Annotated in this window: 17 protein-coding genes; 8 read left to right on the forward strand and 9 right to left on the reverse strand. The window is 64.7% G+C overall.

All coding sequences use genetic code 11. From position 1 onward, the window contains the following. Positions 1-243: 243 nt before the first annotated feature. The 4 genes from ACFWPH_RS27115 to ACFWPH_RS27130 all read right to left on the reverse strand — a co-directional run bounded on the left by ACFWPH_RS27115 (position 244) and on the right by ACFWPH_RS27130 (position 10,536). Entirely contained in the window at positions 244-2,373 is a 2,130-nt protein-coding gene (locus ACFWPH_RS27115) for a DEAD/DEAH box helicase (RefSeq protein WP_378754937.1), read from the reverse strand. Between the two features lie 67 nt (positions 2,374-2,440). Then, on the reverse strand, positions 2,441-3,757 hold the full coding sequence (brxD, locus tag ACFWPH_RS27120) for a BREX system ATP-binding protein BrxD (RefSeq protein WP_378754938.1): 1,317 nt from the start codon (positions 3,755-3,757) through the stop codon (positions 2,441-2,443). Positions 3,758-3,841: 84 nt separating this feature from the next. Further along, positions 3,842-6,643, reverse strand: coding sequence for a BREX-2 system phosphatase PglZ (gene pglZ / locus ACFWPH_RS27125; RefSeq protein ID WP_378754940.1), 2,802 nt, complete (start codon positions 6,641-6,643; stop codon positions 3,842-3,844). Further along, positions 6,640-10,536 (reverse strand): phage resistance protein, encoded by a 3,897-nt coding sequence (locus ACFWPH_RS27130; RefSeq protein ID WP_378754942.1) that lies wholly within the window; start codon positions 10,534-10,536, stop codon positions 6,640-6,642. Before ACFWPH_RS27130 ends, pglZ begins: the two co-directional genes overlap by 4 nt. A gap of 191 nt (positions 10,537-10,727) precedes the next feature. On the opposite strand from ACFWPH_RS27130, the gene ACFWPH_RS27135 reads away from it, so the two are divergent. The 6 genes from ACFWPH_RS27135 to ACFWPH_RS27160 all read left to right on the forward strand — a co-directional run bounded on the left by ACFWPH_RS27135 (position 10,728) and on the right by ACFWPH_RS27160 (position 15,109). Next, a complete protein-coding gene (locus tag ACFWPH_RS27135) occupies positions 10,728-11,186 on the forward strand; it encodes an excisionase family DNA-binding protein (RefSeq protein ID WP_378754943.1) in 459 nt (152 codons plus the stop codon). A gap of 1 nt (position 11,187) precedes the next feature. Continuing rightward, on the forward strand, positions 11,188-11,754 hold the full coding sequence (locus ACFWPH_RS27140; protein WP_378754944.1) for a PIN domain-containing protein: 567 nt from the start codon (positions 11,188-11,190) through the stop codon (positions 11,752-11,754). Positions 11,755-11,902: 148 nt separating this feature from the next. Beyond that, a complete protein-coding gene (locus tag ACFWPH_RS27145; protein ID WP_378755094.1) occupies positions 11,903-12,205 on the forward strand; it encodes a WXG100 family type VII secretion target in 303 nt (100 codons plus the stop codon). A 31-nt stretch (positions 12,206-12,236) separates the two neighbouring features. Further along, positions 12,237-12,533 carry a WXG100 family type VII secretion target gene (locus tag ACFWPH_RS27150; RefSeq protein ID WP_378754945.1) on the forward strand — a complete coding sequence of 99 codons (297 nt, stop codon included), beginning with the start codon at positions 12,237-12,239 and terminating at the stop codon, positions 12,531-12,533. Positions 12,534-12,565: 32 nt separating this feature from the next. Continuing rightward, positions 12,566-14,215, forward strand: coding sequence for a hypothetical protein (locus tag ACFWPH_RS27155; RefSeq protein WP_378754946.1), 1,650 nt, complete (start codon positions 12,566-12,568; stop codon positions 14,213-14,215). Positions 14,216-14,803: 588 nt separating this feature from the next. Then, positions 14,804-15,109: a hypothetical protein gene (locus tag ACFWPH_RS27160; RefSeq protein ID WP_378754947.1), complete on the forward strand. Its 306-nt coding sequence runs from the start codon at positions 14,804-14,806 to the stop codon at positions 15,107-15,109. Between the two features lie 182 nt (positions 15,110-15,291). On the opposite strand, the gene ACFWPH_RS27165 is transcribed toward ACFWPH_RS27160, so the two are convergent. From ACFWPH_RS27165 to ACFWPH_RS27175, 3 genes are read right to left on the reverse strand one after another with little or no spacing between them, the layout of a single operon-like run. Next, positions 15,292-15,504, reverse strand: coding sequence for a hypothetical protein (locus tag ACFWPH_RS27165; protein WP_378754949.1), 213 nt, complete (start codon positions 15,502-15,504; stop codon positions 15,292-15,294). After that, positions 15,501-16,019 (reverse strand): DNA-directed RNA polymerase subunit beta, encoded by a 519-nt coding sequence (locus ACFWPH_RS27170; RefSeq protein WP_378754950.1) that lies wholly within the window; start codon positions 16,017-16,019, stop codon positions 15,501-15,503. The genes ACFWPH_RS27165 and ACFWPH_RS27170 overlap by 4 nt, the downstream gene beginning before the upstream one ends. Next, positions 16,016-16,309: a hypothetical protein gene (locus ACFWPH_RS27175; protein WP_378754951.1), complete on the reverse strand. Its 294-nt coding sequence runs from the start codon at positions 16,307-16,309 to the stop codon at positions 16,016-16,018. Before ACFWPH_RS27175 ends, ACFWPH_RS27170 begins: the two co-directional genes overlap by 4 nt. Before the next feature lie 253 nt (positions 16,310-16,562). Here ACFWPH_RS27175 and ACFWPH_RS27180 point away from each other — a divergent pair, with 253 nt between their 5' ends. Both ACFWPH_RS27180 and ACFWPH_RS27185 read left to right on the forward strand, forming a co-directional pair. Further along, positions 16,563-17,456: a helix-turn-helix domain-containing protein gene (locus tag ACFWPH_RS27180; protein ID WP_378754952.1), complete on the forward strand. Its 894-nt coding sequence runs from the start codon at positions 16,563-16,565 to the stop codon at positions 17,454-17,456. Further along, complete coding sequence (locus tag ACFWPH_RS27185; RefSeq protein ID WP_378754953.1) at positions 17,453-17,650, forward strand: DUF397 domain-containing protein; 198 nt, start codon at positions 17,453-17,455, stop codon at positions 17,648-17,650. Before ACFWPH_RS27180 ends, ACFWPH_RS27185 begins: the two co-directional genes overlap by 4 nt. A gap of 74 nt (positions 17,651-17,724) precedes the next feature. Here the strand turns inward: ACFWPH_RS27185 and pglX are convergent, their stop codons facing one another. Beyond that, complete coding sequence (pglX, locus tag ACFWPH_RS27190; RefSeq protein WP_378754954.1) at positions 17,725-21,345, reverse strand: BREX-2 system adenine-specific DNA-methyltransferase PglX; 3,621 nt, start codon at positions 21,343-21,345, stop codon at positions 17,725-17,727. 41 nt (positions 21,346-21,386) lie between these two features. Further along, the gene (gene pglW, locus ACFWPH_RS27195; protein WP_378754955.1) at positions 21,387-25,877 is read right to left on the reverse strand and encodes a BREX system serine/threonine kinase PglW; all 4,491 of its coding nucleotides are present in this window, start codon (positions 25,875-25,877) and stop codon (positions 21,387-21,389) included. Positions 25,878-25,961: the final 84 nt, after the last annotated feature.

The following is a 25,961-nucleotide window of genomic DNA, read 5'->3' on the forward strand; positions in this document are numbered from 1 at the left end:
CTATGCCGGGCGGACGGAATTGGCCGGCCCTGCTTCGCCGCACAGCGTCGACGGAGCTGCGGTTGCTCGTGCGACCATGCCTGGAGGACGCTGGTGCCCGAGATGTTATGGCCATGACCGGGATCAGCTAGGCGGATCGTGAGATAGACGCCCGGGACCGGCCGGAGCTCCCAGTCAGCGGTCACGCGGACGGCTTCTCGGAATGGATGCGAGTAAAAGCGAGCCGCCTCCGTGTGTGAACGCTCAAGCGATGCGGAGGAACCGTACATTCTCACTGAGTACTCGGCGTGCGCCGTCGAGATCGGCGAGTCGAGCGGAGGCGGTTGCCACGGCGAGATCGGGTGGGAGCACATCGGAGAACTTCAGTCCGTCCACAGCCCGCCTATCAACGGTGGGCAGTTCGAGATCGGGGAGTGCGGTGCGTGCTGTCGTGAGGGCAATCAGCCATTCCTCGGCAGTGAGGTCGGGCCGAAGCGGAATACCGAAATCATCCGGTCTGCGCCCCGTGGTAGCTGTCGGTAGCCCGGCGGCCAGCGTGGCATTGGCGCGATATCCGGCCCATGTCCACCACCGCGTTGCGGCGGGCCCGGAGTGTAGGACTGTCGTTCCGTCATCGATCGTGCTGTCGCCCCGGGCGGCACGCAGTTCCGCGAGTCTGGCTGTTGCTCGCCCTGTGAGGTCGACAGGAGGATCAGCTCCGCGCAGTACCGCGCGGATCGCGCGAGTGAATTCGAACGAGAGTCCGCGGATTCCTCGATCGGACCATTTCGCGACGCCCCCGCCGTCCGCGGGCTCGACGAACACCCGGCGTCGCTTCCAATCGATGTAGCCCACCTGCCAACTGCGCCCGGCGAGCAGCAGACGACGGGCGCCCGCCCGGTCGTCGGTGAGCGCGCTGGGATCCGCTTGTCCGATCTCCTGACGGCCGGCGAGCACAGTGAACTGGGGTGGGGCGGTGAACGCGGCGGTGAGCTCCAGGAAGTGCCGGGTGCCGAAGCGTTTCTCGGCGGCAGGCCCGATATGTAGTAGCCCGCCGTCCTCGTCGAGGTAACCGTTGGCGAGGAGATGTCGCAGGATGGGGGCAGCGGATGCGTCGAATGGAGCTAGTCCGTTCCATTCTTCGGTCCATATCCGGTCGCCGAGGGTGCCGTGTTGGAGTGTGACTGCTAGTAATTGCTGCGCGACGAGGTGGCGGGGTTGTGTGGGGGGTGTAATCGGCTCGACCCATCCGCGTGCCCACAGCAGTAGTAGACCGGCGGCTTGAAGTAGCGCGTCCTCGGTAGTGGCGAGGAACAGACAGTTGCGAGTGGTCCCGGTCCGGCGGCCGGTGCGTCCGATGCGCTGCAGGAATGAGGCGACGGTGACGGGCGCGTCGATCTGGATCACCCGGTCGAGATCGCCGACGTCGATGCCGAGTTCCAGTGTCGAGGTGGCAACGATGACACAGTCACGGGCTTCGGCGAAGGCGAGTTCGGCGCGGGTCCGTTCGTCGATCGACAGCGACGCGTGTGACAGAAACACCGTTACCCCGCGTTCTCGCAGGGCGGCGCCGAGCTCTTCCACCTGGCGTCGGGAATCGCAGAAGACCAGGCGTTTTTCGCCCAGATGCAGAACTGCGATCACCTTCGCGGCGTTGTCCAGCGAACCGACATAGTCGAGCTCCACCTCCCCGGTCGGAGCGGACGATGCGGGAATTTCCGATACAGGCAGAACAGCCGGCGCGACGACCTGCCCGGGTCGGCTACCCGCTCCCGACCCCTGTAGCCAAGTGAGCAGTTCGTCGGGGTTTCCGACAGTAGCGGACAACCCGATGCGCTGGATCGGTCGCCCGGTGAGACGTTGCAGCCGCTCCAGTACCGCCAGCAGATGCCAGCCGCGATCGTCTCCGGCGAAGGCGTGCACCTCGTCGACTACGACCGCACGGACTGTACCGAGCAGGATATCGTGCTCGGTTTTCGTACCGATCAGCATTGCTTCCAGCGATTCCGGTGTGGTGAGCAGGATATCGGGTGGATCGCGCCGGATTCGATTACGCCGGGAAGGTGTGACGTCGCCGTGCCAGAGCGCTGCGTGCCGGCCGATCCACTGCGCGTAGCTGTCGAGCCGGTGCTCGAGGTTGTTCAGCAGCGCCTTGAGCGGACAAAGGTACAGCACCGATATTCCGGCCCACTCCTGGTTTGTCATCGCTGTGAGGAGCGGAAAACAGGCGGCTTCGGTTTTCCCGCCGGCGGTGGGCGCCAACAGGATCGCGTCCGCGCCGTCGAGTATCGGTGCGATGGCGTCCTGCTGGAGCGGGCGTAGACCCGGCCAGCCGAGGGTGTTCACGATGTGGTGCATTACGACCGCGTCCAGCCGGTCCCAAGGCCCGGTCATGGGATGTCCATCGGCAGGGGCGAGGACACTGCGTGGTCGCGGTCTGCCGCCGGTACGCCCGACTCGGTCATACGTCGAGGTCGATATCGTCAGCGCGGACGAGATTTCGTTCGGTCTCGGTGAGTTCGGCGGTGTCCACCGTGAGCCTGTAGTGTTCGCGGGGGTCGAAATCCGGGAATTGGTCGATGCGGTCCAGTACATCGCCGACGAGCTTCTTCAGGAAAACTCTAGGAGCCACGCCCACCTTGCCGCCGAGGCTTCCCGTAACCGCTCGGGCCAGGTCGGCGATGTAGGCGTCGTCGGCTACCCGGCCGATCCGGTCGGCGTTGCCGCTGCCCTCGGCGTACAGGTTCCGGATCCGCTCACCCAGTGCCGTCAGTGATTCCTTGGTGAACCCGGGCAGCCGTAGCTGTACCGCACGGGGGTTGTCGAAGCGGGCATCGGTGGTGAAATCGGTGGCGACGCGCTGCGCCAACGGCGCGAGCCGCTGGACACCCTGCGGACCGTCGAAGAAGGCGGGCGTCCCGGTGATCAGTAGATACAAGCCGGGAAACCGGCCGGAGTGCACTTCGTCGATCAGTTGACGCAGCGCATTGAGAGCCTTGTCCCGAGCATCGGAACGTACCCGCTGCAGGGTCTCCACTTCATCGAGCACCAGCAGCAGTCCACAATGGCCGCTGTCCCGTAGGACAGTGAGCAGGCCCTGTAGGAAGCCGAAGGCGCCGAAATGGTCGAGATCACCTCGCACGCCGGCAGCCCGGCGGGCCGACGCAGCGACGTTGGGTTGTCCGCCGAGCCAGGCGAGGACCGCGGCCGCGGTCGGCTCGTCGCCGGCGAGTAATGCGCTGTGGTAGCCACGAAGGGCGGCCGCGAACGACGGCGCGTGCCGCGATACCTCGACCAGCCGGGCGTCCATCAGTTCGTCGACCGCCGCATCGAGACCGTCGTCGGTGGCACCGGCAGCCAGCGCGTCCTCTTCGAGCGCGTAGAACCAGGCGTCGATCACCGATCGCAGCGCACTCGGCGGGAAGCTGGTGGTGGTGAGCCGTTCGGTGAGCCGCCGATACACGGTCTCCAGTTTGTGCAGGGGCGTTTCGGTTTCGGAGATCTGCACTTCGGCGACGGCGAGATTGCGCCGTTTCGCCTGTTCGCCGACCCATCGCGCGAAGAACGTTTTACCGGAACCGTATTCGCCGCGGACCGCCTTGAATACCGCGCCGCCGGATTCGATCACATCGAGTTCGGCATCGATGGCCGCGGAGAATCGTCCGAGGCCGGTGGCGAGTAGATCCAGGCCGCTGTCGGGGACAGCTCCGCGCCGGAGAGCATCGATGACGGCGCGCCGGCGGACCGCGCTGACCTCGCCGGTCTTCGGACTACTCACTGTGCCAGTCTCGCATGTCCGGCGCCCCGCCCCGGGCGGCAGTGTGGCGGGGTTCCGGCCCGGAGATCGGTTCCGGACACATGGTCACAGCTCGAACTGCTCACGCAAGAGCTTGGTGTTCAACCGCAGGGTACGGCCGTCTTTCAGCGGTTCCAGGACCTCGATACTGTCGACATTGAGCACCTGTTTGAGGATCGCCGCGAATCCGGCGGCCCGGGCGACCGGGTGGCCGGCGCGTTGTGCGAGGGCAGTGATCGGTTGTGGCCCCTCGAGTAGCGCGCGGATCGCCGCCTCGATTTTCGCGGCCGGTGGTTTCCGAGCGGGTTGTCCGAGTTGTACCTCGTAGACCTCGGAAGCCAGCAGCCGATCCACCAGGTCCTCGGAAGCGGTTCCGGCGCTGACAATGCCGGGGGATTCGGCCGGAATTTCGAAGCTCATCTGGTCGGTGCTGTTCTCGGCGATCCGGCGGTTCGTGGCGCGTCGTGTCTGCGCGGTCGGGACGGGCGGTGCGGGCAGATCCGGGACTTCGCCGGTCCACCAGTCCGGAGCGCGCTCGGCCAGGATCTGTTTCCCGTTGGGCGGTTTGGTGCCGAACGGAGCGTAGGCCAGGATCGGGATGGTGATCTCGGCGAGCGCGGCCCCGCCGTGGTATCCCGCTTTCTGCGCGGTGTAGCGCGAGTCGGTATCCCACAGGGCGACGATGCTCGCCCCGGATCTGCCGTCCCACACCACGCGGGGCCCGCTCAGCGTGACCTCCGTTTCGCCGAGACGGTCCGGCGCGGCCGCGATGCGGTGCCGTGCGGACCCGACACCGGTGCCGTCCACTTTCACACCGTGCCGGTCGATGACGTGGCCGTGGTCGCTGGTGATCAGCACAGTCATCTCCTGGGCGGCGGCGATGGTGAGCAGCGCCTGCAGGTCGCCGATCTCTTCGATGCGCCAGTCTGCGTCGTCCGGTTTGTGTTCTTTGGCGAGCCGGTCGTCGACAGTGTTGAGCACCACCGCAACGTGCGTACCGGGATCGTTCAGGGCGGTCAGCAATTCCGGTCCGAACTGGTCGCCGGCCTCCGCGGCGCGCAAATCGTTCTTGTGGAACACCGCCGCCGCCCGGGAGCCGCGGAATGGATGTTTCGGGAAGAGCCGCTTCTCGTCGTCCTGGTCACCCTGCGTCAGCTTCCCTGCGAACAGTGAGGTCCGCGAGACTGCGGTCAGCGAGGGCAGCGCGGCAGCCATGGCCCTGCGGTGACCCGGCGGTGCGGGGGTGGGGTGCGGGTCGAACTCGCTGAAGTTCGCCGGCATCTGCTGAGCTATCCGGGTGGCGATGGCCGCGCTCATACCGTCGATCACGATGAGCAGCACCCGCCTGTCGGCGGCCACAGGTGCGACCACCCGATCCAGGAAATCTTCCACGGTCAGCAGCTCACCGGGAGCCGCACCCGAGGATGTCCAGCCCGCGAGGGTGCGGGAGAACTCATAGTCGAATTCGCGCCGGAGTGTGCGCACCCGATCGGCGAGCGCGGTGAACGCCATCCGCAGTCCGGGATCGTCGTCGCCGCCGGCTTCGAGGTAGTCGAGCGCGCGATCGGCCCAGGCGGTATCGGTCATCTGACGGTGCAGGGCGGAAGCGACCGAATCCGCGGTCGGATCGGGTTCGGTGGCCAGCCATCGGGAGAGGCGAGCAGCCATCACGACCCGCCGGAAGCGGGTCCGGTGATCCGGCGTGCAGGCATGCGCACGCAGCGCCCGGACCGCGGCGTCGATCTCCTCGGGTGCGTCTCGTATGAGTGCCGTCCCGGCCGCGGTGAACAGTGCGTCCAGGCCGGACCGCAGGGTGGGGCTCGCCGCCGCGGCGGATTGTGCCCCGAACTGGCGCACCAGTGTCTCGGCCTGCCGCAGTGCGGTATCGGTGATCCGGCGCGCCTCCTGCACGACGCGGTCCGGGCCGCCGTCGGGGTCGTCGGCGGGGATGCGGGCCCGGGTGAGCTGGATGCGCAGATAGTTCTCGCAGGTGGTGCCGTAACCGGCGAGTACGGCGTCGAGGGCGGCGCCTGCCGTCGGTGGGGGTTCGCCGAGCCAGCGTTCCATGCGTCCGCGGGCCCGGTAGGTATCGCTGTCGGCGGATGCGTGCTGCCACAGCGCCGCGCACAGCAGTCCGTAAGCCAGGGATTCGGCGCCGTGCCCCGCCCGGATCAGTGCGGTGAGCACGCGGCCTGTCGCGCCGCCCTGCTCCGCTTCGCCGAGGAACCCGCTGAGTCCTTCGCATTCGGCCGGCCGCAGGGTGGTGAGCAGTTCCGGCATCCCCGGGCGCTGTGACCAGGCGAGCAGCGTTTCCGGGTCGATCCGTCCGGTCGTATCCAACCGCAGGCGGCGGATCGCGAGGGCGGCGAGTGCGTGTTCACGGCCGAGTACCGCGGTGGGAGCCGTGGCCCGCCAGCCAGTGGGACCGGCGGCGTCGAGTAGTGCTTCGCACGCCCACTCCTCCCTCTTCAGGCCGGCGTCCACTGTGGTCGCGCCGAATGCCTCTGCGACGATCTCCCACCGGTCCACCGCGTGGATCCGGCCACGGTAGGAGCGGACCAGGATCGCCGGATCGAGTTCCTGTTCCTCTGCATCGGTGAGCACCACCAGCAGGCCGCTCCGGGATCCACTCGTATGAGTGAGGACCTGCTCGTGAACCGCGAGCGGTGAGGGGGCCACGATGATTCGGGCGCGACCTTCCCCCACAGGTAGATCGGCATCGCCGTCCCACAAGGGTTCTCCCCGCAGTAACAAAACCTGGGCGCCCGAGCCGTGCAAGGAGCCGGCGAGTCCGGCCCGCGTGCCCAGGTATTGGGCGATCGTGTTGCCGGCCAATCGCAGGGCGGTACCGCCGGCCGATACCGTCATTCCACCACCCGCCAGCTGATTTCGATCGTGGCACCTGGCTCCAGGGCAGCGAGTTCCGCGCTCAGTTCGGCGGCGGCGGTCCGTGCTGTCCCCCGGTGCGACCCACTGCGTCGCGGGGCTGCGGCGGCTGCGCCGGTATCGGCCGCTGGAACTCGCGGATGACTGGTGTCGGTATCGAGTGCGATATCGGTCGCCCGCGGCGCTGGAGGTGCGGGCGGCGGAGCGGGTGGTTCGGCGCGTGCCGCGGCACGAGCGCGCACGGCCGCGAGTTCGGTGATCTGCGTGGTCGCCGAACGCAGGGCCGCAACGAGATCGGCGGTGCGCTGATCGGTGCGTGCGGTGTTGCGCAGCGAATCGAGCAGCGCCGCACCTTCCGGACCCAGATACTCGCCCATTTTCAGCGTGTCCCAGCTCGCCTGGGCGAGGGCAGCCGCGACGGCATCGGCAGTGGCGAGGGAGGTGCCGTAACGGTCCACGCTCACCGCGGGCAGCTCCACCGCGGCGAACATTTCGATGGTCTTCTTCGCCGCGGCCGCACCACCGGCACCGCCCGCCACCGCCTGGAGCAGTTCGGTGCTGCGGCGGGCCAGTGCGAGCCGGCCGGTGGCGTCGGTATCGTCGAGGCCCAGGAATTCTGCGTGCTTCTCCAGTTGCTCCACGAGGCGCAGTGCCGGATCGCGGTGCCGCCCTGTCGCTTCGGTGATCTGGCGGGCAAGCTGATGCACCAGCCGTCCGCGGCGCAATGTGGGAGTTTTTGCGCCGAACAGCACCTCGAAACGCTGCCGCGCGGTCTCCCAGACCGATTCCTCGGGGAGCGGCTGAGTACGCAGCGCGTCGGTGGGGGTGCGGATCTGATGGAGTTCGGGGGAATCCGGCAAGGGTGAGCCGCCGCGCACCCAGACCCGGTCGTCCATTTCCGCGAACGCGGCGATCACCAAGTTCTTGACGTGTGGTTCCAGACCGCGCGGGTTCGGCAGGTCGGTCCAATCGCCGAGCGAGATCACCGTCAGATCACCGGTGCTGCCGTGCGTTTGCGCCGATTGCTTGAAATGCTCGACCCATCGCCGAGACAGTTCGAAATACGCTTCCTTCTGCTGTCCGAGCCCCAGCGGCTGGGCCAGGCGCCGCATCAGCGCCCGGTCCTTCGCGGGCACCTCCACGCGCCCGTCCCGCGATTCGGCGGCTGAACGAATGTGAGTGAGAACGGTTTTCGTATCGGCGGCGCGGACCCCGGCGCCGGTGCGGTCCGGATCCAGATCCGGGTGGTCGGGGAACTGGTGGGCCATCAACTTCCCGGCGATATCACGAATCCCCTCGCGCATGGACTGACCGATAGGCAGTGTCAGGCCCGCTACCTCGGGCAGCGGATGGAAGTGCTGTTCGATTTCGGTGGTGACATCGATCTTCTCGGCCAGTCCGTAGGCCTGTTTGAAGACGGCTTTCAGCTGGCCGCGCAGGGTTTCGCGCTGCGACTGCAGCAGTTGTTTCGCGGCGGCGCGGTTATCGGCGTTGAGATGCTGAGCGTACTGGGTGTCGAACCGGTGCTCGTCGGCCAGTGCTTTGTCGATCACCACGAGCCGGCCGAAATCGGCGCGGCGTTTCTTGGACAGGTGGGTGGGCAGCCAGGCCACCGCCCGTGCCGGGTTGTCCTGCTGGCGTTCCCGCAGTGCCCGCATCCGGTTGGCGTCTTCGATCGGGGTGCGCGGGCCCTCGTCGTAGGGCAGGTCGATGACGATTCGCCAGCGGCCCTCGATGGTGGGTTGCAGATCGTGATCGGGGAGCGTGTCTTCGTCGGAGACGTTGCCGAAGATCACTTCGGCCACCCGCTCCGAACCGCGCCAGGTGAAGCGCAGTTCGTCACCGGCATGCCCACCGACCTCGGTGATCCCGAGTTCTTCGATCAGCAGTTGTTTCGCCAGGCTCGCCCGGTTGTTCGCATTATCGTTCACCTGGGCGTTCGCGATCACGGAATCGACATCGACCCCTGAGAGCTCCAGCCGCACACCCGGATTGGTCTGGGTGCCGACCTTCTTGATCTCCGGGAACCGGCCCGCCCATTCCTCCACCCGGCCCTGGATGATCCCGACCTCGGCGCCCGGGATCGGAGTCACCACGGAACCGTGGTTGAGCGCCGCGAGTCGCCGGATGGTGAGTTCGCGCAGCGCGGGCACGGTAGGGGCGAGTGCGGCGAGCAGGATGGTGCAGATCAGCCGGTTCTGCCCGATGAACTGACGACACCGCCCGGCTGTCTGAGCGTCGGCGTCGGCACGGCCGGTCCGATAGGCGCGGATATCGTCTTCCGTGAGTTCCTGCGAGTCGAGTAGATAGGGCCGCAGCCGGGTGCGATACAGCTTGTCGGCGGCATCGAACAGAACCTTCTTATCTGCTGTGAACGGCCGGTCGCCGCCGCGGGCGAGCTGCTCGTACAGGTCGCCCACCGGCACCAGATCGCCGAGGCGCAGATCGTCGCGGTGATCGGCGAGCAGCTGGCCCATGATCTTGAGGCCGGTACGAGACCGTTGCAGAGCCGCCGAGATATGCACCAGTGTGTCGAGGAACGCGGGGGAGAACGGGTAGCTGAGCCGGAACGACGACTCGTCGGCCCCGGTGGTGCCCTTATCCGACCCCAGCAGCGTGTCCCAGACCTGCGGGCCGAGCTTCTTGGTGCGCTCGAACGCGGCGTCGATCTGTGCCGCGGCTTCGTCGCCGCGCGGGCGCAGCAGCCGGGTCCGGGCGATCTCGGGCAGGTTGCGGTCTTCGAGCCGGATCACATCGAACCGGCCGGAGGCGAGGTTCAGTGTGTCCTGGATGGAGGCTTCGGCCGCGCCGGACAATTCCTCGCCGACGAGTTCACGCAGGTCACGCTGCCGGGCGATGAACGAGACGATCGGGATGGCCCGGCGGGTGTCACCGCCCTCTTTCAGATTGGTGATCTTCCCGGCTTCGTTCGAGACGAATTTCTGGTCGTGGATCAGTCCGGCGAGCCAGAGGATCAGTTCGTCGAGAAACAGGATCAACCCGTCGTAGCCGAGGGATTTCGCATGCTGGGAGATCACCCCCAGCCCGGCGTCGAGCGAGACGAAGCCCTGTTCGTTCTCGGCGGCGTCCCGGATGAAACCGGGGAGCAGGGTAATGGTGGCGTCGTTGACGAGCTTGCCTCGGAAATCCTGGGGAGTGGCGGGCTCCACGAGATTCGGTTTCGGCGCGGGTCGGTCTTCCCGGCCGTCGTCGTAGTACTCGGCGGCCGAGAGCGCCAGGTCGAGGTTGTCGGTGGTCCAGAACGCCGGTGAATCGGCATCCCCCCACTCGTCTTCTTCGCCACCTGCCGAATTCCGGTTGAGGGCAGTGAGAAAAGCGCTCTCGCCCATGGTTTCTCGAAGGTGACGCAGACTGGTGAACAGCGCGTCGGTGCGGTACACCAGCGGTACCGAAGCCTCCGGGTGTAGCCGCTGCACGTGGTCGACGTAGCCGCCGAGCACCCGCTGTTCCATCGTTTTGGCGCCGATCATGTGATACGGAACCATCAGGAACTTCTTGTCACCGTCGAGCAGCCAGGAGTGTTTGGTGAGCAGCTGATCGAACTCCGTCCGGCTGCGGGCGGCGGTGTCGCCGTGGACCAGCGCGTAGAGCACCGCCATGAAATGCGATTTACCGGCACCGAAGGAGCCGTGCAGGTAGGCGGGTTTGGAGGTGTTCCCGTCGAGCGCCGATTTGATCAGCGAGAGCGCTTCGTCGAAGTTGCCGGCCAGTCGATCGGTCACGACGTAGTCGCGTAATGCCTGCGTCCGATGGCCCTCGTCGGTGACCGCTTTCGCCAGCTCGAGCACGAAATCGGAGGTGCTGATCGACTCCCTGATATCGATCAACTCCCGCAACAGCGGCTGCTGGGCCATACACTTCCCTCCCTGATCTGGCGGTACTCGGTGTGCGGAGCCGCCCCTGTGCGCGATCCCGAGCGCGTGGTGGCTCGGCCTCCGTACCCGCACTGCATGGTACGTCGCGAACACCGGACGAACGTTACCGATCGCAGTGACGAGTGTTTCGTTTATTTCGTTTATTGCTATACTGGTGAGGGAGGTGAGCCATGACGGGTGTACATACTGCAAAACGGATCGCACCGGGCGCGATCGATGCCGATATCGCCGCGCGGGCAATGCGCCGCATCCGCGACTATCTCGCCCGGCATCCCGATGAGGACGTCATTTCGGTCGGCCGGGAGGTCGGCAGCGATGATGCCTTGGTGGTGCCACGCGCCGTGGTCGATCTGCTCGCCTTCGTACTGGCGGAAGCGGCAGGTGGCCGGGGCGTCACCATTGTGCCCTCCGATGCGGAACTGACCACGCAGCAGGCCGCGGACATGCTGAATGTCTCGCGGCCCTATCTGGTCGGTCTGCTGGAATCAGGTGAAGTCCCGTTCCGCCTGGTGGGCACCCATCGACGCGTCCGGTTCGATGATCTTCGTGCTTACCAGCGCCGGCTCGAAGAGTCGGGTCGCGCGGCGGCCGACGAGCTCTCCGAGTTGGGTCAGGAACTGGGTATCTGACATGGCCTGCGTGGTCGTTTACGACGCGAATGTTCTCTACGGCAACACTTTGCGGGACATGTTGATACGGGTCGCTCGGTCCCGTCTGGTGCAGGCGAAATGGTCTGAACGAATCCTCGACGAGGCGCTGGAGAGTCTGGCGGCGCGCCGCCCGGATATCGAGCGAGCGAAGCTCGACCGGCTGCGGGTGCTGATGAATGCTGCCGTCCCGGACAGTCTGGTCACGGGCTACGAACCGCTGATCGAAGGACTGAAGCTCCCCGATCCGGATGATCGGCACGTATTGGCCGCTGCGATAAAGTGCCACGCGTCGATGATCGTTACGTGGAACCTCTCCGACTTTCCACTGGAGAGCCTGCATCCGTGGGATGTTGAGGCGAAGAGTCCCGACGAGTTCCTTCTCGAGCAGATCAGCATCGACGATCGGCGAGTGTGGGCGTGTGTCCAGCAGATTGCGGATTCGCGGCGCCATCCTCCGGAAACAGCCGAGGACGTGCTCGACGCACTCGATCGAGCGGGAATGCTGGAGTCCGTGGCCGCTCTCCGTTCGGGGCGCTGGATATCCTGACGGTTGATCAACCATCGGATCCGGAGGAGCGGACTTGTCGGTGCTGTTCTCCGGACGGTTGTGTCGGTAGGCTTGGATCGTTCTGCGATGGGCGACAGCCGCCGCGCAGGATAGCCGAGATCGTGATCGTAGGGGGTTTGGCGGCGTGGTGGAGGGTGAGCTTTCTGTAGTTCCTGAGGAGGTCAGGAACATAGGCCGTGTCGCTTATCGTATTGCGACCGAGCTTCGATCGGGAGCATCGACGCTGGATTTGGACGTGACGACACTCCTGGGTTCCTGGACCGGGACGGCAGCCGATTCGTATCGCGCGGCGTGGGCCGAGATGCGCGACAGTTCCGAGGTCGTGTGGAACGAATTGTTCGAACTGGCGGAAAAACTCGGAGTTACCGCCGACAACTATGTCCAGACCGACGACTCCACTGCAGCTGTCGTGTCCAGCCTGAATCTATGACCACTGACGTTCCGATCGAGGAGTAGCCACGATGACCGGTGAATTCGGTGTCGACCCAGCCGCACTGGATGACTTGACCGCGCGCCTGCGGGGATACCAAGGCTTTCTGGAAGATTGTCTGTCCGGCCTGGAATCGCATATTCGCGGGATGGACCCATCTTGGTCGGGGCTGGCCGCGACGGCGTTCAACGATGCCCATAGGGACTGGAGCAGGGAAGTGCAGGACATCCGGGACAGCGTGACCGACCTGGAAAAATCCGCGGCAGCTGCGCATACCAGTTATACAAATGCTGCCACTGCAAACGCGGGAATCTTCCGCCGCCGCTGATTCGGCCCGGCGACGTTCGGAGGCAACCATTCATGGCACCCCCCATTCAGGTGGATCCCGAGGTCTACTACGCGTGCGCGCGAGAACTTCTCGCCGAATACGGCACCCTCGATAATGCGGTCGCGCAGGTTCTCGTTCCTCAGCTGGCCGATACCTATGGTATGGGCGGCAACGACCATGTCGCTGGCCACTGGAACAGCGAATACCGGAGAGTCGCCGACCATATGATCGCGACCCTCGTGTCGTACGGGAACGCGCTTCTCACATTCAGCGATATGTTGAACCTCGCCGGCTACAACTGGGCGACGGCGAACTACGACGCCGACCGTAATCCGAACAAGGGGCCGCAGCCGGCGATGCCGCCGCCGCGCGTGGGGCAGAAGATGGACACTGCCCGTGTCGAGATACCGGACGCCCAGCCCGCCCCTTATACGACACACGACCGTGGGCTCACGGCTCAACCGGCCGCGCTCGCCGACCAGCTCCTCACCGCGCTGAGGCAGAACAACACCCAGATCCCCGAGGGCGACACAGCCGCCCTCGGCAGAGCCGCGGCGGGATGGCAAGCGTTCGCCGACCACAACGCCTGCTCCGGCGGGGGAAGCCGGCTACAGGGTCTCATCGGGACCTTCGCTCCGGTTCGGACCCCGGAAGCGCCCGATGTCCTCGACGATCTCACGATCCTGCGAGACGGCGCGAACGCTGTCGGTGCCGCCGCAAAGGGCTTTGCCACTGCAGTGCGAGGCTTCGAAACCGGGCTGGCGGATTTCCGATCCTGTCTATCGCGCACAGTCCCCGGCGCATTCCCCGATGCGGTGGCATCGGGATCGATACTCGACGCCGCGGTATTGATCGCATGCTCCGGTGAGGTCCCCGCCGAGTCGGTCCGCACCGGTGCGGCGGCCCTCGCGGCCGCGGTGTCCGGTCATGACCTCTACGCCGTGACCGCGCAGCCTAATTTCCCCGATACCGATGCTCTGCCTACGATCCAAGCGAAGCTGGAAGAAATCGCCCAGTCGCCGATCGACGAGCTCGCCAATCGCGCCACTTGGAACTCCGGCCCGGTGAAGTGCGCGCTGAAGCCGGAGGGTGAGCAAGACTTCGGGGGCGTCAACGACCGGGTGAAGGGCTGGATTCAGGACGCGGTCGAATACGGCAACCAGGCGGGTGTCGATCCGCGCCTGGTATTGACCGTTCTCTACAACGAAGGTGCAAAACGATCGGATACCTGGATCGAGGACCGCATCGGTTCGCACTGGTGGGATCAAGTGCGGGAAATGGGAAACGGGCCACGCAAGCTGATCGACGGCGGGGTGGGTATGTCACTCGGGCTCGCGAATATCAAAGAGGATACTTTCAACGAACTGAAAGCCAAGTACCCGCAGGAATTTGGAAACGCAAGTTGGCAGGATATGACCGAGGATGATTCTTTGGCGATCAAGGCGGTGGCATTCAGTCTGAACAGGCTCGGCAAAGAATACGCCGGGTCGGCGGATGAAAATATTGTCGAGCAGTACTCGCGGAATGAGTACCTAGCCTTATCTTACAACGCCGAAGATTTTCTCGATGAATACAACGATATGAGCAAGGTCGGGCCGGAAGGCCAGAACTATATCAACATGACAAACGAAAACTGGAAGATCGCCTCGGATCTGATAGATGGAGCTTACAATTGCCAGTGATTCCGAAATCCAGGCGTGGGAAGTTGTCCCTTTTATTCTTTGTAGCGACACTATTTGCGTGTATTATCCTACTTTTTCTCGCGATCCAACCGTCGCCGACGTCTCGACACGCGGATGAGACCGTCATACTCGGCTACGAACGAATCGAAAAGAGCCCGCTCGGGGACAGTGGATTCGAAGTATTCTATTCGGGGCCACGGGATGAGAATATCCTGCAGAGAATTTCAGCCCCCGGACTGAAGATGAATATGCGGCCGCGAACACACGGACCCACCAGGTACGACTGGGTAGCCCGTGGATCCTTCGATGGAGATGATTGCAATGTACATGCAAAACTGGTCGAACCGGATTCCTGGGAGTGGCGGCACTATATGAAGGAAGTCGATTCGACGGGCGATGGCGACCCTGTTGATCTAGTTCGGCTGAACTTCTCCTGCGGTTCTGGATAACTCATGGAACGGTACCGAGGGTCGTTTTCCAAGAAGACCGGCGCGGGAAGGTAACTGACCTTGGGCTGAGGTGTAGACCGATCGGATGTCGGACCTCTGTGGTGTCATGACCCGAGCCTTTACAGAACAGGAGACTGCATTGGATGACGCTGAGTTGGTTGCCATCATCGAACTCGATGCCAATTCGAACGAGGACGCCTGGACCCAGGCCAATTGGATCGGGAAGCTCGAGGCGTGCAAGGCTGCCGGAATCACCGACCGCCGGGAGGTCGAGCGTACCCCTGTGAGTTGGGCCCGCGGTGGTTACGGGTTGACCGTCACAGGGCCCGACGGTCGGGCATATAAATCGCGGATTGTCACCCGTGAAATGGGAGGTCCACCGACCAACATTCCGTTGCGGACTCTCCGTCCTGGTGACGGTGACTGGCCTGCGCTGCTGGGGTGAGACCGGCACGGGGCGGGTAACAGTGGTCGTATCCATGTGAAAGCACCAACCCGACGGGTCCCGTGGAGCCTGTAGATGGTCGGCGTCTCTGTTCGGACGGTCTGTGTACGACTCTCTGATCGTGAGCGGGTGGCGTTCTCAGCGTCGTCGGACTGCTCGGGCGGCTGTGTCTTGCCAGCGGATCAGCTGTGGAGGTAGAGGCGTTCGTTGGGGAGGCGGGGGAGGCCGGTGGGCGGCCGGCCGGGGAGAATGGTGGCGGCGTCGGGGTGGTGGTGGGCGCGCCATTCGTGGAGGAAGTGGTGGGCGGCGGTGTGGCAGGCGGCGTAGTCGAGGCGCAGGTCGTGGAGGTGGATGCTGAGGTGGAGGTCGGGTTCGTGGGGGCGGGGTGAGGTCATGGGCGGGGTCCGGGGGTTGGGGTGCGCAGCCAGCCGGTGCGGGCGGTGCAGGTGCGGAGGGAGTCGAGGACGGTGTGGCCGGAGGGGCGGAAGGGGTTGTGGGGGAGATGGATCCAGCGGCGGAAGTGTGCGCCGCGGTCGGTAGGTGAGGGGAGGGGGAGGGTGGTGCCGGGGTGGGTGAGGGCGATGTGGAGGCGGAATAGTTCGGTGAACAGGGCGGTGTCGTCGGGGAGGTCGGGGCGGATGAGGAAGGTCCAGCGGCCGGAGCGGGGGTGGGCGAGGACGGGGCCGAGGGCGGAGACGGCGTTGTGGCGGTGGCAGTGCCGGAGGTCGGTGTGGACAGCGTGGGCGAGGGACGACGGCATGACGAGGGCGGCGATGTGGTCGGCGCGGACGGTGATGCGGCCGAGTTCGGGTGGGTCCAGGCGGGCGGGGAGATCGCAGACGCGGCGGTAGAAGATGCAGCGGGTGTCCGGGGTGTCGCCGAACGGGACGGGTGGTGTCGGGTCGGTCATGGGCGGATTCCGGTCGTGTATCGGGCGGCGGTGGTGTAGCGGGGGCAGTCGTGGCCCGCGTGAGCGGCCATGAGCTGGTGGGCGTGAGCGTGGCCGCGGATGGGTTCTCGGGAACGGCAGTCGTCGGTGGGGTGTTCGTCGGGAAGAGCGCGCAGTCCATCGGCGAGGCGGTGCAGGATCGCTGGGTCGTCGGTGATCCAGCATTCGCGTGTGTGCCAGAGGCTCAGGGCAGCGGTCATGGCGGGATCGGACGGTTGACGGGTGGGCAGGGGCGGAAGTTCGGGGCTCATGTCGTGGTGTACCTCGGTGGTTTCGGGCTGGAACAGAGGCGGGCAGCCGAACTGGGTGGAGCGCACAGCGTTGGCGCCAATTCGATAGCAACGCTGGTGTTTTGCTCGGTGTGGAGCCAGTCGACCATCGAAACAACCCATCGGGGAACATTCCCGAACGAAAATTCTTGAAAAGAGGGTGAAAGTTCCTGAACGGGGGCAGAATCGGTTCCAGTACGAACCATCTCGTCACTCAATCCATCTGGAGCATCCAATGATCGAGAGTTCGACCGTCCCCAACTCGACGCTTCCGCGACGCATCCTTGCCCGCCTGTTGCGAGAAAAGCGTGAGGAAGCCGGGATCTCTGCTGAAGCCGCGCGCCGGGCGATCGGCGTATCGAAACAGACCTTCTGGCGGATGGAGACCGGGCAGCCGACGCGGATCAACCCCTTGTTCATCACCCACTTGGCCGAGATGTACCGATTGAACGACGAGGACGCGGCGGTTCTCCTGGGACTGACGGAGGAATCGCAGGCCAAGGGCTGGTGGCACGCCTTCGGCGATGCTATTCCCAAACACTTCGACCTCTATATGGGTCTGGAGGATGCGGCGCGGAGTTTCAGCTCGTACCACACGATGCTGTTGCCTGGACTGCTCCAAACCGTCGACTATCGGCGGGAAGTGATCTGGGCTGAGTTCCCCGGGATGGCAACCAGTGAGGTGGAACTACGCCTGGAACTGCACACCCGCCGGCTCGACCGGTTGCACAGCAGGAAGCATCCGCTGGAGCTGACCGTGATGGTGGACGAGTCCGTCCTCCGGCGCAGCATCGGGTCGCCTGACATCATGGCCGCACAGTTGGCGCATCTCTTGGATGCAGACCAGATGCCGAACGTGGCGGTTCGGGTGGTCCCGTTGGCCGCACGCCGGCACAAGGGTGTCGTGACCGGTCATTTCGTGATTCTGGAGTTTCCCCGCCATCCGACGGCGAAGCTCACGGATCCACCGGTTGTCTACGTCCAGGGATTCACAGGCGCCCTGTATCTGGACAAGCAGGCCGAGTACGACCAATACCGTGACGCGTATGCTGACATCCGGCGTGTCGCGCTGGACGAGGCCGGTAGTTATGACCTCATCCAGGAGATTGCAGAGGAGTGGGTTCGGTGACGGTCGATCTATCAGGGGCACAGTGGTTCAAGAGCAGCCATAGCTCAGGGAGCCAAGAGTGCGTCGAAGTCGCGCACTTGGTGCAGCGCATGGTCGGTGTCCGTGATTCCAAGGATCCCAGTGGGCCCGTGCTGGCGTTTTCACCGTATGCGTGGGAGACGTTCACCCGCGCGGTGCACGGTGGAGTCTTTTGACATCAGATTCCAAACCTGAGGAAGGGCTCGTACTGCATTGCTGAGTACGAGCCCTTCGCGGTTCTGAGTGGCGTTCAGCTCGTGGCTGAGGTATCGACCTTTCGACGACCGCCGCGGCCGCCGCGCGAGTCGGCCGGTGGGCGCCAGGCTCGCAGATAGTCGTCGGTGAGGTTGTGTTCGCCCTGGATGGTGCGGCGGTGGGAGGCGAGGAAGGCGGCGGGTGAGAGGCCGTAGGCGGGGTCGACTTCGGTATGCCATTGGTCGAGCCAGGGTTGCAGTTCAAGCATGGCGGCCAGGAGTGGGGTGATCACCTCGGTCGGCGGTGCGGCGTTGGTGAGGTGGGTGGCGAGGGCGAAGGCTTGTTCGCGGTGGTCCCAGCCGGCCCAGCCGTACAGGTCGGGGGTGGGGGTGTTGGTGGTGGCGTAGGAGATGAAACGTTCCTTGGGGACATCGAGTTTGCCGCGTACCTGCCAGTAGGAGGTGCGCAGGAAATCGGCAGAGGTGTACTTCGGGGGGGCCGGGATGGATTTTCGGATGTCCAGTTTCTTGGCGCCATCGGGTTCGTGGTCCTCGGCGCGCTGGAGGTTCCAGACGTGCTCCCAGTCGGCGCGCTTCTTCAAGCCGGACGGTTTGTAGCGCAGCGCGGCGACTGCCGGGACGTGTTCGGGGGCGATCAGGTCAGACACGATTTTGGCGACGGCGGTGTGCGGGACGTAGAGAGCAGCCACCGAAACGAAATCCTCATCGCGGGAGAGATGATCTGTAAGCCGGGACAGGGTTAGAAGCTGCGGCTGGTCGAAATCGTCAAACCACAGGTGGCGGGCCTCCAGGCGATCTAGAAGCCAAGAGCGTAGAGCTTTATTCTGCAACGAATCCCAACCCTCGGTTGCCCAGCGGCGCTTGTATTCTGGGCGCTCGATCATATTGATCGCTTGGTTTGATTCGATGGTCTCGATGCGGCGTTGCACCAGCTGCCGATAAGATTCAGGCCAGTGGGCGGGGATGTCCGTAATGGCAGTGGAGCCGTGTCGCTTGAACCACTCGTCGGATGCTTCACCATTTGCAATCTGGCGGGCGAGGACAATCTCAAATGCTCGCTCACCCAGATTTATCGGCACATGCGTTGCTGGAGGATTCTGAAGTTCGGTTGGGATTAGCTCATACGCGGAGTATGTCCACCAGTCAAGCTCTTCCTGAAGAAAGATCATTCTCTCCCTCAGGCGATCCCATTCTGTGCGTTTCACTGTGAGTAACCCCGCAGAAGGAGCATCGTCTGATACATTGCCGGTCTGCAGGATGTCAAGCTCGCGCGCAGCCTGATCCAGTTCGGTGGCGATGTTTTTTTGCTGTGGAGTGGGGACTGGGAAATCAGACAGATTTCCCCCAGTGAACTCGTATCGGTCCGACCACGGGTGGATAGATACGCGTGCGCCTGAATTTCCCATAGGGTCGCCACCTTTCGGATAGCTCACCATTTTGAGCCAAAAGCAGGCGGTGGAGCTATTGAGTAGGCCGAGTAGTCGCAGGTGATCCTCCTCGGTTGCATTCTCAGGCAATTTTATTGCTGGCGCAGTTTGCTTGAATACCTTACCGCCTCGGTCGAGTGCGAAATGGTTGTGTGTGGCTACGAATGGGAAGGCGATCGATAACGGTGATCGGAAACGCTTTGGAAAAAACATACTGTGGTCGAACCATCTCAGACCTCGTTCTTCGGGTCGGTTTCCGAAGTCGACTCGTTGGCGCAGCAACGTTCTCATCGGCCAGAGGAAACGTTCCTCGGTAGCACCGATGGGGCGAGGTGCGCCATGCTGATCATAAGGGAAATATGTGCTCGTCGGGGCTGCGACCTGGTAGTCACGGATGCCGTCTCCCAGTACAACTGGCACGCAGTTCTTCTGAATTCCGCGAGTTATTCCAGACGACCGGGGCATGTAGTAGGCATCGTCCAAACCGGTATGAGTTGTTCTTCCGATAACTTCAACGATTGTTCCGAGCTTTGTGGCGCCGGCAGAGTCCAGCTGGGAGACCATTTCGAGTCCGCCTGCTGTTAGAATCCATGGCTGTTTGGCGAAATATTGCTGTCGGCCCAAGTCGTCAACCGCGACCCATTCACTCTTGGAGCCGGGTTGGTCGATCTGGTCGACGATTGCGCTCCACACTAAACCTTGTTCCGGAATCTCTGGAGAGTGCGGTTCCCCCTGTGCGCTTCGAGCAGTGCGGATTGTCGGTGAGCGGTGTGGGTCAGTGCGTGTGGTGCCGATCAAGATTACAGTGGGTGTGCCGTGCCCGGGGATGTATGCGCCAGAAGTATCGATGACTTCTGTTAGCTCGATATCCCGTGCAAAGAATCTCTCCACAAGCCTGTTTCCGAATTCGCGCTTCATGAAAGAGCTGGCGGTAATCTGCCCGACTCGGCCGAATGTGCCACTATCATCGTACTGCTTAGCTAACTCAAAGAATCTTTGAGCGAATGGGACTGATAGTGCGTAGGCGCCAGCGCAAGCGTCGTACCAGTTTCGGTATTGAGCACTTAGATGCTTGTCTTTGACGGTGATGTACGGCGGATTTCCTACTACCACATCGTATCGCCCGGGCTGCAAAATCGTGGGATAGTCTTGGATATCTTCGGTACCGTACGAGAATTCAATAAGGGGGCCGCCTGGTCGGTCGGCACCGAGGGATAGCTCAAGCTGACGTTCTTTTATTAGGGAGTCGCCGACGGCGACCTTGATGGGCCACTCGTGCTGGGTGGTTTCTGCGAGCGTGCGCATGTTAGCCGCAGCCATAGCGGCGACCAACAACCGGAATCGTGCGATCGCGACGGCGAAGGGATTGATATCCACACCGTGCACCGATTCGAGAGCCGACCGCACCTGTTCGTGCCGATCCTTGCTGGGATATTTCTCAGACCACAACCCCATGAGCCGTTGAAACGCTCCCAGGATGAAATGCCCCGACCCGCACGTCGGATCGATCATCTTCAGGTCTTCGAACCCGAACTCCCGGATAGCGGGCGTCATCGTCCGATCGAGAATGAACTCCTCCACGAACTCCGGCGTTTGCAGCAGCGCGTAGTTCTTGCGGATGTCCTCGGAGAGGTCCTGATAGAGGTCGCCCAGGAACCGCGTATCCCACCCGTTGATCCCCTCCTCGTCCAGCGGGTCAGTGAAATCGTGGACCAGCACCCCGTGCTCGTCCCGCTCCCGCCAGAACTCGATGAGATCCCGTGCCCCGTCGTGGGATAGCGGAACCTGGTAGAGCGCATTGTGCGCCGGGTCAAAGAGCAGTTTCCCCGCCTGCCCCGCCCCGAGTTCGGCGAAGGCGTGTTCCAGCCAGCCGCGGTAGGTCGGATCGGGGTCGGTTTCCACGTAGGCGTCGTAGCGGGCGAGAGCGAGTTCGCGGCGGTCGGGGGTGGGGCCGGTGAGGTAGGGGTCGGGGATGAGGTGGTTGTCTTCGCAGAAGCGGACGAAGACCGTGCCCAGGACCCATGCCACCGCTACCTGGGTGCGGCGTTCGTCGAGCCAGGAGGTTTCGGTGGCGGCGGTGCGTTTCAGGTCGCGGGCGCGGGCCCATTCCGCGTGCAGGCCGGCGCGGGTGTCGGCGAGGGCGGGGTGTTTCAGTTGGGCGTCCAGATCTTTCTCGGCTGCCGCTACCTGCTTTTTCAGGTCGGCGAGCAGGGCGGCGCGATCGATCATGGGCTGAACTCCTGTGTGCGGGAGACGGTTACGGAACGAGATTACGCAGACGCCTGGCCGGCGTCGGGTGCCGCCGCGGTATCGGTGGCGCGGTGCAGATTGCGGACCCAGCTCGCGGGTAGCGGGATCCATTCGTGCAGCGACGACTGGTACGGCACCGCCACCGTGCCCAGATGCGGGTCGCGATCGGCATCGGGCTGTGGGCACAGCAGCCATACCGCGCCCCGGCCCCGGCGGGCCTGTTCGACGGTGCGGCTGAGCACGCCGAGGGCGCCGTAGCGGGCGAAGACGTGGGCGTCGGTGAGCAGGAGGGGGCCCTCGCCGGGGAGCTGTTCGGCGATGCGCGGCTCCACGCTGCTCCATGCGGTGCGGGCGTATTCGGAGAACTTCACGGCCGCTTTGGAACCGGGGGCGGCGATATCGGCGCGCAGGATCGTGTCCCAGGTGGGTTTGGTGCCCGGCGGGACGAGGGCACGCAGGGCGGTGAGGAACAGTTCGGTCACCGAGAGCGGGCGGGCCGCGAACCGGCGGGCCAGGGTGTCGGCAGCGGTGCGGACCTGCCGGGATTCGACGGTGAGCACGCGGAAACCGTCGCGTTCGGCGGCGGATACGAGGCTGTCCTCGGCGCGGGCGGCGGCGGCCACCAGCGGGTCCTGGGCGTAGCGGGAGAGGGTGGGGCGGTCGGTGTCGGTGGTGCGGCGCAGGGAAGTGGCGTGATAGCTGGAGGGGGTGTCGGTGTGGTCGGGGAGGTAGCGATGGCGGTGGGTGTTCGCCCGGGTCGCCAGGTGGACGGCGAAACCGGCATCGCGTAACGCCTTGGTGAGCGCCGGCCCGGTCGGCAGACCTCCCTCACCGTCGATAGCGAGATCGGGGAAGCGGGCACGGATACGTTCGTGCACGTCCTTGACCTCGAGGCCGGGTTGCAGATCGGGGCGCACACCGGGAATCCAGGTCATCAAACCGGCCTGGGTGAGGCGGATGGCGCGCACCAGCGGCAGCGCCCGCGGATACACCTCGAGGCGTGGGGTTACGGCGGCGGTGCGGGAGGCGGCCACCGCGATTTGGGCGAGACGGCGTTCGTCCCAGAAGAATTCGGCCGGACGGTCCACGGCTGCGAACCGCTCCAGTGCTGTGGCGGCGGTCGGGAGGGTTTCCTCGGCAGCAAGGGTGTCGGCGATACGGCCGAGGCGCTGCGCGTAGTGGACGAGGCCGTGGAAGGAGGGGGCGTCGGGTTCGGTGTCCTGATCCACCTCGAGTGCCAGCAGAACCGTCACATCGGCGCCGTCGGTGCCGGCACCTGCGCGGCGCACCTGGGTCGAAAATGCTTTTTCCTCCGGCACCAGCTGCTCGACCTCGACGACCACTCGCAACACCGCCGATCCCATCGCGCGGCGATCGTGACGGCTATCGAGACGGGTGCCGCGGCTCGCGGTGAGCGCGTCGGCGAGTTCGGTGGCCGAAGCGATGCGACCGAATTCGGCGAGCAGACCGAGAACCTGCGCACGCAGCGCAGGGAAGGCGGGATTGCGTTTCCAGCGTTGCCGCTCCTGCCTCAGCAGCTGAGTGAGACCGCTCGACGACTGGCCGGGCGATTTCGCCACTGCGGCCTGGGTCGGCCAAGTGCCCAGCTCGGGGAGGTCGCTGTCACCGGGCACCCGAAGCAGCCTGGCTACCGCGTGCACCTTGTGCTCGTTCGAGCGGTCGGGTTTGAGCTCGGGGACGAACCGGGTGATCAGGTTGTCCAGCGACAGCGCATCGAGATCGGCGGCCAGGGCGGTGGATTCGGCCTTCGCCGCTTTACGCGCCTCCGAGGCGAGCGGGGCCGGGGCGAATTTGCCGAGCCGCTGCCCCCACTCCCTCTGCCGTTGCTGGATCTCCCGACGGGTGAGGTAGCCCAAGCCGCGGGCGGTGACGAGACTACGCTGCCCGTAGTCGAGCAGCTCACCGACCGTGGTCACTTCCAGCCCGTAGAGGAACTGTTCGGCGGTGGGTGACAATCCGGCGGCGGACAGATGGGTTTCGCGGGTGACCTGTTCGGCGGCGAGCTCCCGTTCCTCCGCCGGGGTTACCCGTTCGGATACCTGCTCCGGGTGGCGGCTGCGCGACGGTACCGCCTGCATGAGGGCAAGGAAAATCTGACGCCAGCTGTCGCGCATCGGCTTCAGATCCGGGAAACGCTGGGCGGTATCGCGATGCAACGCTTTACGGAAGAACGCGACCAGCCCGTCGCGCAGGGCAGGGTCGAAACCGTCCGCGGCGATCTGCGGATACGGCCATTCGTCCGCGTCGAGCTGCTGCGGCAGCGCACTGCCGTCCCCCCACTTCGGCAGCTCACCGGACGCCATCTCGTGCAGGGTGATCGCCAAGGCGTACCGCTCGGCGTGCGAGTCGTAGGAAGAACGGGGAATGATGTGCTTGCCGATGAACGGATCCAGGTAGCCGTCGGTACCGGCCTCCACCTGAGTGGCCGGATACCAGGAAAGCGAGAAATCGATCAGTACCAGCTCGCGAGTACGGTTGGGACGCACCCTGATCGCAATATTGTCCGGTTTCAGGTCGCGATGCCAGATCCCTTCGCCTTCCAGGAAATCGATCGCGCCGAACAGATAGTCGCTGTACCGCTCGAGCTGATCGATCTGCAAACGGCCGGTATCGCGCAGCTGGCGCGCCACCGTCTCCTCTGTGCGCCGCCGCTTACCACCGGACTCCGGTTCGGTCGCGACCTGCTCATCGCCGACATACTCCAGCACCAGCGTGGTCCGGCCGCCGAGTTGCACCACGCCGGGCTCGAGCAGGGTGATCACCCCGGAATGTGGCCGCAACCGGCGCAGCACCTCGGCTTCCTTCACCAAGTAGTCGGTGCGTTCATCCGAGAGCGCCACCTTCAGCACGGCGAGTGGATACGCACCGCGCTTGGTGAGATCTGCCCGCAGATCACGCACCAGCAGCGCCCGGCTCGTCGACCCGGTGCCGAGCCTGCGCACCACCTGCCAGCGGTCGCCCAGCACATCGTCGGGACCGGCCTCGAGGGGATCGGGCTCAGGTTCCGGATGCTCGCTCTCCACCGGCGGCTGCAATGATTCGTCCACCTCGTCGAGCTGTTCGAGGAACTCGTCCATCGAGGTGAGTCGCAAGGTTGGTTTGAATTCGGTGGCGGTGGCCACCAGCAGATCCAGATCGTCGTTCGGGCCCGCCAACAATGCGCTGGGACGCAACGACTCACCCGATTCGAACCGCGCCAGCAACTCGGCCTGCGTGGCTGCCGGAGCGCTGCCGGTCGCCAGTAGGAACGTGAGCATGCCGAGGCCGTAGACATCCAGCGCGATCGGATCCGGGCGCGGCGCAGTGAGTTCCGGCGCGAGATACGCCTCGGTACCGGCGGACAGATGCTGCACCGACAGTGTGGTCGAGGAATGGCGCGGACCGCCGGGATGAGCACTGCCCGCACGCAGCGTCTTCGCCAGCTGCCAATCGGAAATCTGCAGACGCGGGGCGCGCCAGCGTTGCTCCTCGGACTCACCGGGACGCGGGACCACATGGATCGAATGCGCGGTGAGCGCGCGGTGATGGATCCGTGCCTTGTGCGCCGACCGCAAGGTCTCCACGAGCTGGCGCACCAGCCCCATTCGGTCTGCGAGAGCGAGCAGCCCGCCATAGCGGGCGAGATACTCCTCCAACGGCAGGGTGTCGGGATGGAACTGGAAGATGAGTGCGGGGCCCGCCGAATGCGCCGACGGATCGAACAGCTTCAACTGGACCACCCCCGGATGCCGGAACCGGTCCAAGGCGGTGGCCTCCCGGTGGGCGGCGTTGCCGACCGAATTGCGCGCCTCCTGGTCGGCTCCGCGTTCCTGCAGGTAGATCCGGATGCGGACCAGCTCACCCAGGGATTCGTGGCGTGCCAGGTAATCCTGCCAGGTGGGACCGGTGTCGTAGGGTTTGCGCTCCAGGGCGTAAGGGCCCACCGCGAACTCGGCGTCGCTACGGCGGATACCCAGCGCGTTCAGTGCCTTGGCGATTCGTTCCGCCCGCATAGGGTCGATGCGATGATGTGGCTCCTGCGCCGGCGCAGCAAGCCGCTTCACCAGTCCGGCCACAGTATGGGTGGTGGCCTTCTCGCCGTCGGGCAATCTGAACTTCAAATCCGAATTGGTGAAGCACACCGCGTGGTGCACCCGCACGTTGACGCCGTGCCGGCCGAGCAGGCTCGCCAGCTCCTTCGACTTCTGGTTCACCAGATGCACCGGACTGCGACGTTTACGCCGGCTGCCGTTCGGTGTCACCTGCACCCAGGCGCCGTCGCGCCACGTGAGCTCGCCGCGCCAATCCTTCAACTCGACCATGTACACGCCGGAGGGTGAGATGACGAGCAGGTCCACCTCCCGCACATGCCCGGTCTGCGCGGTGAAGGTGAAATTCGACCATGCGGCCCACGGGGCGTTATCGGGCAGGCGGGTACGGATCGCCTCGAGACCCCGGCGCTCATGGTCGAAACTCGACTCGGTGACCGTGGTCCACCGACCCTTCTCCATACCGAATCCCCACCAATCTGCGCCGGTTGCCTAGCTGTTGAACGATCCTATCGGTGCGTGCCCGCTCTTCGTTGCAGTCGAGCA

It is taken from the genome of Nocardia sp. NPDC058499 (assembly GCF_042719915.1).
Taxonomy (GTDB): Bacteria; Actinomycetota; Actinomycetes; order Mycobacteriales; family Mycobacteriaceae; genus Nocardia.